At 34.5% G+C, this 14,972-nt stretch carries 9 protein-coding genes; 6 read left to right on the top strand and 3 right to left on the bottom strand.

Annotated features, from left to right (window positions below; genetic code table 11):
* Nucleotides 1-319: 319 nt before the first annotated feature.
* From SMGD1_RS01995 to SMGD1_RS01980, 4 genes are all read left to right on the top strand, one after another.
* Nucleotides 320-2,254 (top strand): methyl-accepting chemotaxis protein, encoded by a 1,935-nt coding sequence (locus tag SMGD1_RS01995; protein WP_008340068.1) that lies wholly within the window; start codon nt 320-322, stop codon nt 2,252-2,254.
* The gene (locus tag SMGD1_RS01990; protein ID WP_008340007.1) at nt 2,226-2,813 is read left to right on the top strand and encodes a chemotaxis protein CheB; all 588 of its coding nucleotides are present in this window, start codon (nt 2,226-2,228) and stop codon (nt 2,811-2,813) included. Before SMGD1_RS01995 ends, SMGD1_RS01990 begins: the two co-directional genes overlap by 29 nt.
* Nucleotides 2,813-3,595 (top strand): CheR family methyltransferase, encoded by a 783-nt coding sequence (locus SMGD1_RS01985; RefSeq protein ID WP_008339941.1) that lies wholly within the window; start codon nt 2,813-2,815, stop codon nt 3,593-3,595. The genes SMGD1_RS01990 and SMGD1_RS01985 overlap by 1 nt, the downstream gene beginning before the upstream one ends.
* Nucleotides 3,596-3,731: 136 nt before the next feature.
* Nucleotides 3,732-5,300 (top strand): DmsC/YnfH family molybdoenzyme membrane anchor subunit, encoded by a 1,569-nt coding sequence (locus tag SMGD1_RS01980; RefSeq protein ID WP_008339986.1) that lies wholly within the window; start codon nt 3,732-3,734, stop codon nt 5,298-5,300.
* Between the two features lie 118 nt (nt 5,301-5,418).
* On the opposite strand, the gene SMGD1_RS01975 is transcribed toward SMGD1_RS01980, so the two are convergent.
* Nucleotides 5,419-5,892 (bottom strand): tetratricopeptide repeat protein, encoded by a 474-nt coding sequence (locus tag SMGD1_RS01975; RefSeq protein WP_008340052.1) that lies wholly within the window; start codon nt 5,890-5,892, stop codon nt 5,419-5,421.
* Nucleotides 5,893-5,986: 94 nt separating this feature from the next.
* Here SMGD1_RS01975 and SMGD1_RS01970 point away from each other — a divergent pair, with 94 nt between their 5' ends.
* Together SMGD1_RS01970 and SMGD1_RS01965 are read left to right on the top strand one after the other, a co-directional pair.
* Nucleotides 5,987-8,275 carry a molybdopterin oxidoreductase family protein gene (locus SMGD1_RS01970; protein WP_008339996.1) on the top strand — a complete coding sequence of 763 codons (2,289 nt, stop codon included), beginning with the start codon at nt 5,987-5,989 and terminating at the stop codon, nt 8,273-8,275.
* Between the two features lie 77 nt (nt 8,276-8,352).
* On the top strand, nt 8,353-10,266 hold the full coding sequence (locus SMGD1_RS01965; protein ID WP_008339916.1) for a ferredoxin--nitrite reductase: 1,914 nt from the start codon (nt 8,353-8,355) through the stop codon (nt 10,264-10,266).
* A 6-nt stretch (nt 10,267-10,272) separates the two neighbouring features.
* Here the strand turns inward: SMGD1_RS01965 and SMGD1_RS01960 are convergent, their stop codons facing one another.
* On the bottom strand, nt 10,273-12,006 hold the full coding sequence (locus SMGD1_RS01960) for an EAL domain-containing response regulator (protein WP_008340049.1): 1,734 nt from the start codon (nt 12,004-12,006) through the stop codon (nt 10,273-10,275).
* The gene (locus tag SMGD1_RS01955) at nt 11,996-14,920 is read right to left on the bottom strand and encodes a PAS domain S-box protein (protein ID WP_008339962.1); all 2,925 of its coding nucleotides are present in this window, start codon (nt 14,918-14,920) and stop codon (nt 11,996-11,998) included. Before SMGD1_RS01955 ends, SMGD1_RS01960 begins: the two co-directional genes overlap by 11 nt.
* Between the last annotated feature and the right edge of the window lie 52 nt (nt 14,921-14,972).

Below are 14,972 nucleotides of genomic sequence, written 5' to 3'. Positions count from 1 at the left end.
TAATGGAATATGAGAGTAAAATAATCTCTTTTATGATTAAATATTAATCAATTTAAGAAAGATATATTGACTGATATATATGCAGATTTTTTATATAGCATAATTCACTTTTATTTAAATGTGAAAATAATTATTAGCGAATATATCTTAAAAATTTATAGTAAAAATTTGCTACAATATTGAAAATTTTAAGGAAAAGGGCTCTTCAATGAATAGACTATCAATAAGAATGCAAATTATCTTATCGACAGCGTTATCGCTAATAATATTAGCTTTCATTACAACTGATATATCTGTTACTAAAAGTAAAGATGCTTTGATGAAAAATAGCTACTCTCAGTTGACGACTGTAAGAGATATGAAGAAAAATCAGATAGAAAGCTTTTTCGCAGAGAGAATAGGTGATATAAATGTTCTTTCCCATTCTCAGAATCTTTATTCAATGGTTACTGATTTAAGAGATGTTTACAATGAATTAGAAGTTGGGGCTACTGAAGATTATCCAGTACATAATCCGTTGGCAAAAGAAAAAAAAGAAAAACATGAGGTCTTTTTTCAAGAGTATATGAAAGAGTATGGCTACTACGATATTTTTATAATTGGTGCAGAACATGGGCATGTAATGTATACGGCTGCGAAAGAGTCTGATTATGGCGCCAACCTTACTCACGGTTCATTGAAAAATAGTGGATTGGGTGAGGCATATAGACTAGCTGTTAAAAATAATAGTCCTACATTTGTGGATATGAAACCATATGCACCAAGTAATGGTGCTCCGGCAATGTTCTTATCAACTCCTGTAAAAGTTGGTGGAGAAATAAAAGCTGTTTTAGTATTTCAAATCAGTGATTCTTCAATAAATAAGATTATGCAGTATAGAGGTGGCTATGGTGATTCTCAAGAGGATTATCTAGTTGGTCCAGATAAGCTTATGAGAAGTGATAGTTTTCTAGACCCAACAGGGCACTCACTAAAAGCTTCATTTGCAAACCCTTCAACTGGTTCTGTTGATACTGAAGCTTCTCGTGAAGCACTAGCAGGGAGTACAGAGACTAAGATAGTAATTGATTACAATGGTAATCCTGTTTTATCTTCATTTTCAACTATACATATAGGTGAAGATTTTAAATGGGCTATTATCTCAGAGATTGATGAAGCAGAAGTTCTTATAGTACCAAACAGCATTAGAAACAGTATCATAATGTGGTCGGTGATTATTCTTCTTATTATGATATCAATCTCTATAATTGCAGTAAATGCTAGTATTATCAAACCAATTAATAAGTTTAAAGAGACCCTTTTAACCATAGGTGATAATAAAAACTTAACTCTTAAGGTAGATGAAAATGCACCACTAGAGCTTTCACAAATTGCGATAAGTTTTAATGGACTGATGACTTCTCTTAAAGAGTTGATTGATACTTCAAAACAGAGCTCTTCGGAAAATGCTTCAATATCTCATGAGCTATCTACTACAGCTTTAGGTGTTGGAGAAAATGTTGAAAAGTCTGTATCTGTTGTTGAAGCAGCTACACAAAAAGCAATACATATTAAAAATGAAATTAATAATGCTATAACAGATGCGCAAGAGAGTAAAGAAGATATCATCAAAGCAAATCAGAATCTTAATGAAGCCCGTGATGATGTAATATCTCTAACAGCACAAGTGCAAAGAAGTGCAGAGCTTGAAGTAGAACTTGCAGAGAGAATGAATGCTCTTTCTCATGACGCCAATGAAGTTAAAGTTGTTCTTGAAGTTATCTCTGATATTGCCGAGCAGACAAATTTACTTGCACTAAATGCTGCTATTGAAGCTGCACGCGCAGGTGAACATGGTCGCGGTTTTGCTGTTGTTGCTGATGAGGTTAGAAAACTAGCAGAGAGAACACAAAAATCTCTAACAGAGATTAATGCTACAATCAACGTAATAGTTCAGTCAATAGGAGATGTAAGCGGTCAGATGAGCAGTAATTCTGAAGATATTCAGAAGTTATCAGATATGGCTATCAAAGTTGAAGAAAAAATCAATATCAGTGTTCAAATAGTTGATGAAGCAGTAAGTGCTAGTGATAGAACTGTAACTGATTTTGAAAAAACTGGAAACGATGTTGAGTCTATAGTTAATCAAATAACACAGATTAATGATATCTCTTTAGTAAATGCTCGTAACGTAGAAGAGATAGCTGCTGCAGCTGATCACTTAAACTCTATGACAGATGAGTTACATGCAAAACTTGAAACATTCAATACCTAGTAAAATCGTCCTAATCGGTGCCTCTACAGGAGGGCCGGGACAGATTGAAAAAATCATAAATGCTCTTCCTGAGCTAAAAAACACTAGTATAGTAATTGCTCAGCATATGGTAGTAGGTTTTATGGCCAGCTTTGCTAAACGACTACAAGAAAATCATTTGAATCCAATCTCAGTTGCACAGGATAATACCTATTTAGAAAATGCAAATGTGTATGTATGTTGCGGAGCAACTACTGTTAGTAAAAACTCTTCAGGATTTATCTTTTCTAAAAAAGACTCTCCCGTAAATGCTTTTAATCCAGATATTAATATTCTGTTTAATTCTTTTGTTGTGTTTGCTAAAGAGGTAGAGATTCTTAGTGTGATTTTGACTGGAATAGGCCATGATGGGGTAGAGGCTTGTAAAACACTTGGGCTAAATGGCTCTTCTTGTATTACGGAGAGTGAGGGTAGTGCTATAGTTGATGGGATGCCAAGTCGTGCAAGAAAAGAAGTACAAAATATTAAAGTATTAGATATAAGTGAGATAGTAGAATCAATAAAGGAGTTTTGCACATAATGTTTAGTTTTTTTAAGAAAAAAAAACCGATTGTTGAAAAAGAGGAAGTTAAAGTTGTAGAGCTTACAGACTATAGTGATGTTACAAAAATAGCTGAGTATTTTAAAAATGAAACTGGCGTTACTTTTGATAAGCAGATAAACATTTTAACAAATAAAGTAATGACCTTTTGTAGGCAAAGAGAGATTATCTCATTTGAAAAACTACTGTCGATTGTTGATTCAGATGCTAAGATAAAGCAGGAACTTATTGACTACTTAACAACTAATGAAACGTTTTTTTACAGAGAATTTAGACAGGTAGCCCAACTTGTAGAACTTGTAAAAGCTTGCGTGGGAAATGTAGATATTTTGTGTGCTCCGTCTGCTACAGGTGAAGAACCATATAGTATAGCAATAGCACTGCTTGAAGCTGGAGTAATTCCTAGTAAGTTTAAAATTGTAGGTATAGATATTAACTCAGATGCATTAGACAGAGCAGGAGAGGCTATCTATAAAGAGAGAAATATAAGAAATTTGTCTGCTGAGATACTCGACAAATACTTTGATAAGCACGGTGAGCAATATGCTCTAAAAAACAGTGTAAAATCTCTTGTGACTTTTGAACTTGCAAATCTGTTTGATCCGTCATTTTTAAATCTTGGTAAATTTGATTTTATCTTCTCAAGAAATATGTTTATATATTTTGATGCTCCAACAAAGATAAAAGCAAAGAATATTTTAGAGAGTATGAGAAAAAATTCCCATCAAGAGATATTTTTTGGACATGCAGATCAGTTGTAAAAAATATATTTATTGAGATTGAATTCTAATCAATTATAAAAAATGGCATGTGCAAATTTTAACCATTACAGCATATAGAGATAGTGTTTTATTAATGTATAATTATCGCAATTACAAAGTATATGGAGATTAAAATATGCAAACACCTTTAGAGAGTTTCATAGATTACAAAGCTGACACCGGAATGCAGTGTGGTAATTACTCTATAAATATACCAAAATTGCAAGAGGGTGAACAGTACAGGTTTCACTTCGATGCAACTGCATGTGTAGGCTGTCACTGTTGTGAAGTCGCATGTAATGAACAAAATAATAATCCAGCTGATATAAAGTGGAGAAGAGTCGGCGAGATGGAAGGCGGAGAGTTTCCAGCCTTTACTCAGCTCTTTAACTCTATGAGCTGTAACCACTGCATCGACCCTGAGTGTTTAAAAGGGTGTCCGACAAATTCTTACATAAAAATATCAGAAACCGGAATCGTAGTCCATGATGATGATACTTGTATAGGTTGTCAGTACTGTACTTGGAACTGTCCTTATGAGGTTCCAACTTACCATGAAGAGAGAAAGATAGTTACAAAGTGTCACATGTGTCATGAGAGACTCGATGTTGGTCAGACTCCTGCTTGTGTTCAAGCTTGTCCATCTGGAGCTATAGAGATAGAAGTTGTAAATATTCAAAAGTGGTTGGAAAAAGATATAGATAAAGAAGGGAATATGCCTTTCTTACCTGATGCAAGAATAACAAACTCTACAACAAGATATACACTTCCAAAAAAATTGCCAGACTCGATGAAAGAGGTAGATGAGCATATTTTAAAACCTGCACATTCTGAGCTTCCACTTGTATTTATGACAGTGCTTACTCAAATTTCACTTGGTGGTTTTGCAGTTTTATTTTTGGGTGATATTATGAGTCTGCTTGGCTTTGAAAAGGTTAACTGGATGATGGCACTCTTAGTTATGCTTCCAGCAGCTATTGGTCTTCCGCTCTCAGCGCTGCATCTAGGTCGTCCATTTTTAGCACTTACTGCGATGAAAAATATAAAGACATCATGGTTATCCCGTGAAGCATTAGCTCTTGGAGTCTTTACCGGTTTGATGAATGTTGTTGTTGTTCTCTACTTTTTAGAGATGCCGCAAATTCTAATACTACTAATTGAACTAATAACTCTAATAGCCGGAATCTATGGCATCTACGCTCAAAGTATGATTTACCGCATTAAAGCAAGACCGGCTTGGGATAGGATAACTACAAATATGAAGTTCTTTGGAGTGACATATATAGGTCCTATTATGCTTAGTCTTGTTGCCGTAGTTCTTGGAATGCTTGAAGCTGCTATTCCATTAGTAGCTCTTGGGATGCTTGGAGCACTTGCTCAATTGTTTTTCACTTATGAAGATGCTAGAACACTTAGCAGTGAAGGTACAAATGAGTATCAGTTAAAAAGAACTCTTAGATTATATGAAGAGAACTTTAAAAATATAAGACTATTTCGTTTTATCTCAATAGCACTTGGAGGCGTACTTCTTCCTCTGTTTAGTATAGTACTTTTAAGTACATCAGCATTTGGAGTCGCTTCTGTTTCTCTGACTCTCTCTCTGGTGCTGATTTTTGCGAGTGAGATAAGTGACAGATTTTTATTTTATTCGACTGTAGTTCCTCTTGGAATGGCAGGAGGATTTTTCGTAGGAAAACAAAGATAATAGGTATAGATAATGCATGTTTTTCTCAAAAAACTTGTTTTTTGAAGCTTTAGGGGGTTGTAGGGACTAAAGTCCATGCCATTATAATGGGCTTAGCTCATTATAATGTGTATATAAGTTAATATCCAGACTCTTCAAGAATCCTTTCTTCTTTACAACCTAGACGATTGTTTCCCTCACAAGCTTTTGCAAAATACTCTTTAGCTTTTTTATAGTCCCTATTTAGTGTATGAGAATCTCTATGAAGTCGTCCAAGATGTATACATGATTCAGTATAACCACCATCACAAGCCTTATCATAAAACTTTAGAGCTATATCTTTAAGTGCCTGATTGTTACTTTTTGAGTAAGTTACAGCTACATTATGACAGGCAAAGGCATAGTCCCCTCCACAAGCTTTTGAGTAAAGATTAAATGCTTTTTTCATATCTTGTTTGACGATGATATTTTCTTCATATATGATGGCTAAATGAGAACAGCTTACATAATCATTTCTTTTACAGGCCTCTGTGTAAAACTCAAAGTCTTCCATATTATAAGCATGAGCAGTTGTAAAAAGCATAATACTAAGTATATAAATAATTTTTCTCAATGTAAACTCCTAATTGATTAATAAATGGGCTATTAAAAGTTCCCATATCTGTTATTTGCGCTAAAATTATAGCAATTAAATATAAAGAGTCAATATGATAAATAAATTAAAAGATTTTTTAGGTTTTGATATAAAAGCAGAGAAATATAAACTCTCAAATGATCCTCTCTTTGGAATGATTAGTGATGAGAAAAAACCAGATAAGTGGGTCTTTTCAACTTGTGGTTACTGTGGAGTGGGATGTGGCCTTTACATCGGTGTAAAAGATGGCAGAGCTGTATATACTAAAGGCAACCCAAAACACTTTGTAAATAAAGGTACACTCTGTCCAAAGGGTTTGAGTGAGCACCAGCTTATTAACTCTCCTGAGAGAGTCACAACTCCGCTTATCAAAAAGAACGGAGAGCTTGTTTATGCTTCATGGGAAGATTCGTATAAAAAAGTTGCAGATGAATTTAAACGCATCGCAAAAGAGCATGGAGAAAAAGCTGTTGGTGTTATCTCTACGGGACAACTTCTAACAGAAGAGTTCTACACTCTTGGTAAGTTTGTTCAACTTGGCTTAAAAACTAACAACTATGACGGAAATACAACTCTGTGCATGTCATCTGCCGTTATGGGGTATAAACAGTCTTTAGGTTCTGATGGTCCGGTAGGCTCTTATGAAGATTTTGAAAAAGCAAATACTATCATACTTGTCGGCGCAAATATCTCAGATAATCATCCTATACTCAAACTTCATATAGCTAAAAACAAAAATCATCCTAAGATAATAGTGATAGATCCACGGAGCTCTAAAACTGCTCAAATGGCTGATATATTTGTACCTCTAAAACCAAGAACTGACTTGGCACTTTTCAATGGTCTGGCTTATATCATTATGGAGCAGGGTTGGGAAGATGAAGCTTATATAAAAGCAAATACAAATGGCTATAAAGAGCTAAAAAAACATCTTCAAAACTATCCTCCGCAAGAGGTGGTAAATATCACGGGTATAGATGTTAAGACTCTTTATGAATTAGCTCGTCAGTTTGCATCTGGAGATTCAGTTTTAACAGCTTGGACTATGGGTGTTAACCAGTCTTTTATGGGAACGGATACGGTTAGTGCAATAGTAAACCTGCATCTACTGACAGCTCAGATAGGAAAAGAGGGTGCTGGGCCTTTTTCCATTACAGGACAGTGTAATGCTATGGGGACAAGAGAGAGCGGTTTTACATCTTCACTCCCTGGATATAGAAACTTTGGTGATAAAGCAGCTCTAAAAGAGTACGCAGCTATAGTAAATGTACCAGTGGAGATTGTTCCATTAGAGCGTGGATATAAATATGCAGAGATAATAGACGCCATAGACAGAGGTGAGATAAAAGCACTCTGGGTAGTCGCTACTAATCCGCTTGTGAGTTTTGTAAATCAAGAAAAACTTCGTAAAACTCTTGCAAAACTCGACTTGCTTGTAGTCCAAGATGCCTTTATGTCAGATACTGCAGAGATAGCAGATGTCGTTTTCGCAGCTGCTACATGGGGAGAAAAAGAGGGAACATATACAAACTCAGAGCGTAGATGTAACCGTGCAAACAAAGCAGTAGAACCTTTGGGTAATACAAAAAGTGATTTTGATATCATAGTTGATTTTTCAAAATATTTTCACGGTGTTCATGAGCTTCTCTTTAATCACTGGAAAAAACCTCTAGACGCGTTTAATGAGTTTAAAGAGATTACTCGCGGACAGCTCTGTGACTACTCTGGTATGACTTATGAGTTGATGGAAGAGCATGGTGGTATTCAGTGGCCTTGTAATGAAGATAGACCACTAGGTACTAAGAGACTCTACTCTAGTGACATACCATTTAGAACTCCTGATAAAAAAGCAAATCTAATATGCGCAGATTGGTTTCCTATGGCTGAACCTATTTGTAGTGAATTCCCTCTTATCTTAAATACAGGCCGCACGGTTGAGCAGTGGCATACTCGTACAAAAACACGCTCAATTGAGATACTTGATAATCTTGCTCCTGAAGCATGGGTAGATGTCAATCCCAAAGATGCAAGAAAATTAGAAGTAAAAAGCGGAGATAGAATTTCACTCTCAAGTGCCAGAGGGAGAGTAGAAGGTGTTGTAGTTAGAGTAACAAACAGTGTAGCATCCGGTAATGTATTTGTTCCTTTTCACTTTAATACTCAACTCGTAAATGCTCTGACAAATGAGAGCTTCTGTCCAAAGTCTGGCGAGCCAAACTTTAAGCAGACAGCCATACAACTGCACTCTAAAAAAGTTCCTCAGGGACTGGAGTTTCAAGAGAGAGAAATAGTAGGTGAGATAGAACATGTGAAGAGTGCTTATGAAGGTATTTCAATCAAAGAAAAAGAAAGAGTTGTATAAAAACTAATCATAAAACTGTATAGTAGTGTTTAATAAGTAGCTAATATTATGTATATAAATAATATTGGAGCTTTAATATGGATTCTCTTCAAAAAGCTTATGAAGCTAGAAGTAAAAAACTAAATAAAATTGAAGAAGTTAAAGAACTTAAAAATCCTCAAGATGCTTTTGACAAGCTTGGGGAGTATGCAAAAAATGGTTATGATTCTATTCCAGATGAAGACAAAAAATACTTTTTAAAGTGTTTTGGCATCTATGACAGACCAGCTACACCCCAGATGTTTATGATAAAGCTTCGTATTCCCGGAGGATATTTAAACTCAACTCAAGCAAGAGAGATTGGTGAGTGTGCGCTTGCTTACGGACAAGACTATATAGACCTTACTACAAGAAGCCAATGTGAGCTTAGATATCTGGACATTAAAGATATCCCAACAATACTTCAAAGACTTAAAAATGTTGGAATTGATTCTTACCAGACAGGAGTTGATAACTTTAGAAATATCATGACAGATCCACTGGATGCTCTAGGGTTTGACAATGTTCTGCCATCTTATGAGCTGCTTTTAAAACTTCAAAAGACTTTTCTATATTCTCCTGAGTGGATATCAACTCTACCTAGAAAGTTCAATACTTCTATAACTGGTTCACTATCAAACAGATGTAATGTTTTTGGACATGACTGCTGTTTTGTACTGGCTCAAAAGGATGGTTGTTACGGTTATAACATGTACCTTGGCGGAAAGGTCGGTAAGATTGCAAAGAGTGCAGATATATTTTTAGCAAATGAGGATGAGGTAGTTAAAGCTTTTGAGTCAATTACTGATTTATTTAAAAGATTTGGTTTTAGAGATAACAGAAACAAAAACAGACTTCACTTTCTTATAGATGTAGTGGGAATGGACGAGATATCAAGTGCTATCCGTGAAAATGCTGGAATTGATTTTGCAAGAGCCGGTGAGACTATGACAAAGATGGATTTCAATGATCCAGATCAGGGGAAAGTTCAACTTCGTGATGGCTCTTTTGCAGTTCATGTTGTCGTGCCTTCAGGTGTTTTTACAGGTAGTGGAATGATAGAGGTTGCGAACCTTAGTGAGACTTACGGAAATAAAGAGATACGTTTTGATATGGAACAGAGTCTATATATCTTAGGTGTCAAAGATGTTAATACTCTACTGAGCGAAGAGTTCTTTGAAAAATACAAAAGTGTAAATTCTCCATACTTTAACCACCTTATAGCTTGTGCAGGAACCCAGCACTGTCCATTTGGTGTAATTGAGAATAAAAATGATGCTATCAATATGGCTACATATTTGGATGAGAAAGTACCTCTTGAAAAAGGTAGAGTTAGAATGTACTGGTCTGCCTGTGTTAAAGGTTGTGGCATCCATGGTCTTGGAGATATAGGATTTGAAGGATGTAAAACAAAGGTAGATGGTGAAGCTGTCGGCGGTGTGAACATATCTTTAGGCGGACAGCTTGTGAGTGAGGGAGTAGAAGGATATACAGTGCTTAAATCTACTCCTTTGAAGTACGCACACTTCTATGTTGAGACTTTGATGCTAGAGTATAAAAAACACAAGAAAGCAGATGAAAATTTTGAGCAGTTTCACACTAGAGTCTTAAAACAATATACTCCTGCATCTATCGGTTTTATGATGAAGTTAGGAGCTTATCTAAGAGATAAAGGAATAGATATAGATTTTGGTTTTAACGATAAGACATATACCGGTAAAAATGAAGAGTTTGAACTATTTGAGATAGGTCGTAGACTTTTTTATGCTCTTACAAAAAGAGAAGCATATTCGGCTTATGATAGATTTACAAATGTTCTTAAAAATGAAAAACTTGAAAATATAAGAACACTGGTTGAGAATATGGATGAGAATATAGCTTTGATGCTAGAAAAGATCTTAGATGAAAAAGAGCAAAACAGAGCAGTTGTTTTTTCTGAGATATCTTCATTTATCTCAATATATGAGAGTTAAAGGAAATTATATTTCTCTGAGTGGTTCAGAGAAATAGTAGCCTTGAAATTCATCTATATTAAACTCCTGCAGTATTTCGTGAATCTTTTCACTGTGTACATATTCTGCTATCACCTTTATCCCAAGTTCATTAAAAAATGTAACTATCGCTTTTGTTAAGATAAAAGCGTGTGAATCAATGTCTATATTTTCAATTAGAGTTCCGTCTATTTTTATATACTCAGGGTGAATCTCTAAAATCTGACTAAAGTTAGAATAGCCGCTTCCAAAGTCATCAATGGCGATTTTAACGCCTAGACTACGAAATCTTTCAATACTTTTTTTTAGAAGTTTATAGTCTTGTACACTTTCATTTTCAGTAATCTCAACTATAAGTCTATTCCCTAAGTTTTCTTTTGAGATCCTTTTATAAAGGCTCTCCATAAAGCTTTTGTTTGTAATGTCGGAATAGGTCAGATTAATAGAGATAGTATGCTCATTTGTTTGCAAAAAATCAAGTACTTTGTAAATCATCATTGCAGAGATGAGACTGTATTGTTTTGTCTCTAATGATATCTTCAAAAACTTATCAGGTGATATCAGTATTTCTTGATTGTCTACTATCTCTAAAATCCGCATTAGAGATTCGTATTTTATAACATTTGCATCTCTGTCAACTATTGGCTGGTATACAGGAACAATTCGATTGTTTTCAAGTGCATCTGTTATCTTGTGTCTCCACTCCATTTTTTCTTGCATCTCTTTTGTCGTATCAATTAGAGTGTTGTATACAGCGTAGGTCTTGTTGTTGTCTTTTGCATTTTTTAGAGCCATATCAGCATGTTTTAGGGGATGTTCCAATCCTAGAGACATACCAATAGTTGCATTGACGCTAATCTCTTTTTTAAAATCATCTATGAAAAATGTGAACTCTTTAATCCTGTTTAGTAAAATATCAAACTCTATCTCATACTTTTCAGTATCTATATAAGCCACCTGATCTAGAAGGACGAACTGGTCACCTGATGTATGGTAAAGCTCATAATAATATTCTTCTGAAAACTCTTTTATGAGTTTTGAAAAGCTGATTAGAACCTGATTTCCGGTTTTAGTTCCATAAAGGTCATTGATGTGTTGGAGGTTGTCTACATCTAGGAGCATAAGTACGGTAAACTCTAGATGCTTATGATTGTTTGTGTTGTACATAAAAGCACATAGGTTATCTAAGCCTGTAAGAGAGTCTCTATATATTTGAGTATTTATTATTTGGCTCTTTTCTTCAAGACTCTTCTCTAGTTCAATATTTTGTTTTTTGATAGATTCATGATAGAGATGAGCAAGTTTTTTATTATTGTGAGCTTGGGCAACTCTGTATATTATTTTTGTCAATTGCTTCAAACCAACTGGTTTTAGTACAAAATATTCTATTCCTAAGTTAATCAAATCCAAAAGGTATTCTGAATCATTATAAGCAGAGATGATTACTATTGATTGGTTTTGATCCTCTCCTAAGATAGTCTTAGACATCTCTATACCGTTCATAACAGGCATGTTTATGTCACTGATGATTAGATCATAGTTACCTTCTTTATAAGCTTCTAAGCCTTCTTTTCCATTGTTTGCCAAAACTACCGTAGGAAAGAATCTCTTTAAAAATTCGGACATTTCTGTTTGAACTGTTAAGTCGTCTTCTACATAAAGAACTCTCATATCCTTTGTATAATCTTTAAGCTTTTTTAAATCAACCATTTTACTTTCCATCGTTGCTCTTTATTGGAAGAGATAGTTTGAAACAGGCTCCGCCATTAATATTTTCTGCAACTATTGTACCTTTTAGATGCTTTTCTACAATCATCTGTGACATATAAAGACCCAGCCCTGTACCGCCTTTTTCATCTTTTGTCGTGTAATATGGTTCAAATATCCTAGGCAGTACGTCTTGGGCAATGCCACCCGCATTGTCGCAAATCTCTATATAAACATTTTCTTCATCTGCGTCTGTTCTTATATCTATAGTCCCATTACTCATATTTTTTAAAAGTATGATATCTTTTGAATTGTTTATAATATTAAGCAGTACCTGTATGACTTCACTATAGTAAGTAATAAACTCAATATCATTTTTGAATGATTTATTAAGAGTTATATTATTGTTTTCTAGACTTTTCCCAATAAGTCCAAGAGTGCCTTCTACTAATTTTGAAAGCATACAAATGTCTGCTTTTTTGTTAGGTTTTAAAAAATTTCTAAAGTCATCTATAGTTTTTGATAAGAAAGATGTTTGCTCCACTATCTTGGAAAGTTTGTCGTTAAACCTCTCATAATCAACGTCTTCTAGCTCAATATCAAGCTGCATGTTTTGTGCTCCCATGCTTATGGCTGTTATTGGTTGACGCCACTGATGAGCTATCATACTAATCATATCACCCATTGCTGCTTGGCGTGACTGAGCTAGCATTATCTCATCTTTTTGTTTGATCTCGTTCTGCATTTTTTTTGTCTCAGAGAGGTCACGCATAAATCCTACTCCGTGCCACTTCCCATCTATTTGAACACCATTTAGTAGAAGTGAGACAGGAAACTCATGACCGCCTTTTTTAATAGCTGAGAGTTCCAAAATCTTGCCAAGGGCATCCCCCTCTCCAGTTTTTGCAAATTTTGCATATCCTTTTTTAGCTGCTTCATGAAAGGCTTTTGGAGCAACAATTTTGTGGAAATCTTTTCCTAAGAGTTCATCTTCTTCATAGCCAAGTATTGCTTTAGCTTTAGGATTCCAAAATATAAACTTACCATCATTATCTAGCATTATAATTGCATCCAGAGCAGAGTCTGTTATGGCTCTTAGTTTTTCTTCATTTTCCAAAAGAACTTTATTGCTATTGTTTAGTTTGTTCCTGATAACTTCAATCTCCGTTACATCAGCAAAAGTAACAACACTAATGTTTTTTTCATAAGTCGAGTCATTTACGGGTAAGTCTTTTGCCTGAACAATAAAGCGATGAATTTTTCCATCGCGCATCATTGAAGCTTCATGTGTTTGGTTTGGATTTGCAAAGATATAAGCAAGCCAAGTAAGCTCATCAACAAAAGGCATAAGAGTGTTTTCTTCTTTTATGAAATAATCACAGATGCAGTCATGATCCTTTTTGAACTCGTCGAGTGTCTCATATCCTGTAAAGTTAAGCATAGTACGGTTAGCTCTTTTTATCTTTTCACCGTCTGTCACGATAACGATATTAGGAAGGGCATCTATAATGTTTTGAAGGTAGTCGCGGTTAAACTCTATCTCGTTTTGAAGCTCTTTTTGTTTAGTAATGTCTTCTATAGTTCCAATAGACACTAAAGCATTACCTAGTTCATCAAAGGTAGTCTCACATCTCTCTTTTACAAATTTTATTCGCCCGTCTTTCATTAGAAGGCGATGCTCAAGAGAATAGGGTGTTTTGTTTTCCAAAGATTCTAAATATTTTGAGTTTACAGCCTTTCGGTCATCCGGATGGATAGCATTTAAAAAATCTTCATAGGTAGCACCGAATTTTTTAGGATCTATCTCAAAGATATTATAAATCTCATCTGACCAGATTAGTTTATTTGAGGCTATATTTAGTTTCCAACTTCCTATATGAGTAATCTTTTGTGATTTCGCAAGTAGATGCTGACTCTCGTGAATCTTTAAAATTTGTTTTCTGTAAATCTCTGTTACACGATTTTCATATGATTTAATTCTGGTGTAAATAAACCATACCAAAATAGCAAGTGATATTAAAATAAACGACAGTTGAATAATCAACAAGTAATCTTCATCTGTAAAAGATTTGAGAATATCGTGAAAAATTAGAATTTTTATTTTTGGTTTATTTTCAAAATCATTTAATGAGAAAATATGCACTTTATAGTCATTATTTGCAGTTGATACAGTTACATCTTGTCTTTTAAAATCTAAAGTTTTTAGTGATTTATATATCAAGTCGAGATTTCCATGTGGAGTAGATTGTATCTCATACCCATTTAACAGTTTATTCTTAATGTTTTTAGGAAGGGATAATTTGTCATTTTTAATGAATACAAGTCCATCAACACCATTGATATCTTTTAACTCATTTATTATGAAGTTAAGGCTTAAACCAATTTCTAAAGCACCTATGTATTCGTTTTTGTTATCAAATATAGGTGTAATAATTCTATAGAGTGAGTTGTGTGTACCTGTTTCAAAACCAGATATCTCTTTATGTGAAGTATGAATCTCTTTTATTATAGGTCTTATATGAGTGAGTTCATCACCGTAGATGTTTGGCATGTGCATTCTTAAAAAAGAGTGACCGTCTTTAAGATGAATATGCATGGTTTTAAGAGCACTCTCTTCTTCACGCATTAAATCCCACTTAGGTTTTAAAAGTTTGTAAATTGATTCACGATCTTTTTTTTCTAAAAGTGTTGCCAGTTTAGTTGTCTGAATAATACGTTTATTTATGTATACGTACTCTTTAACATAATGGTGTATAGTTTGATCTATACTTCTATGAACTTGAAGGGAGTGCTTTCTTTCGTAATCTTTATCCCTGTCCTCATAAATAAAATTTGTTATTGCTACTATTACAACTATAAGAATAAACATAGTAATAACTATGGAGAAGGTAACACTTTTGCGAAGGGATGATGTATCGAGTTTTTTCATGTAGATTCTCCTCCTTAGTAACCTAGATAAGCAAATATTATTATTTTAATGT

This window comes from Sulfurimonas gotlandica GD1, assembly GCF_000242915.1.
GTDB lineage: Bacteria > Campylobacterota > Campylobacteria > Campylobacterales > Sulfurimonadaceae > Sulfurimonas > Sulfurimonas gotlandica.
The sequence above is the reverse complement of the archived record's forward strand: the minus strand, read 5'-3'. Positions and strand labels throughout refer to the sequence as shown.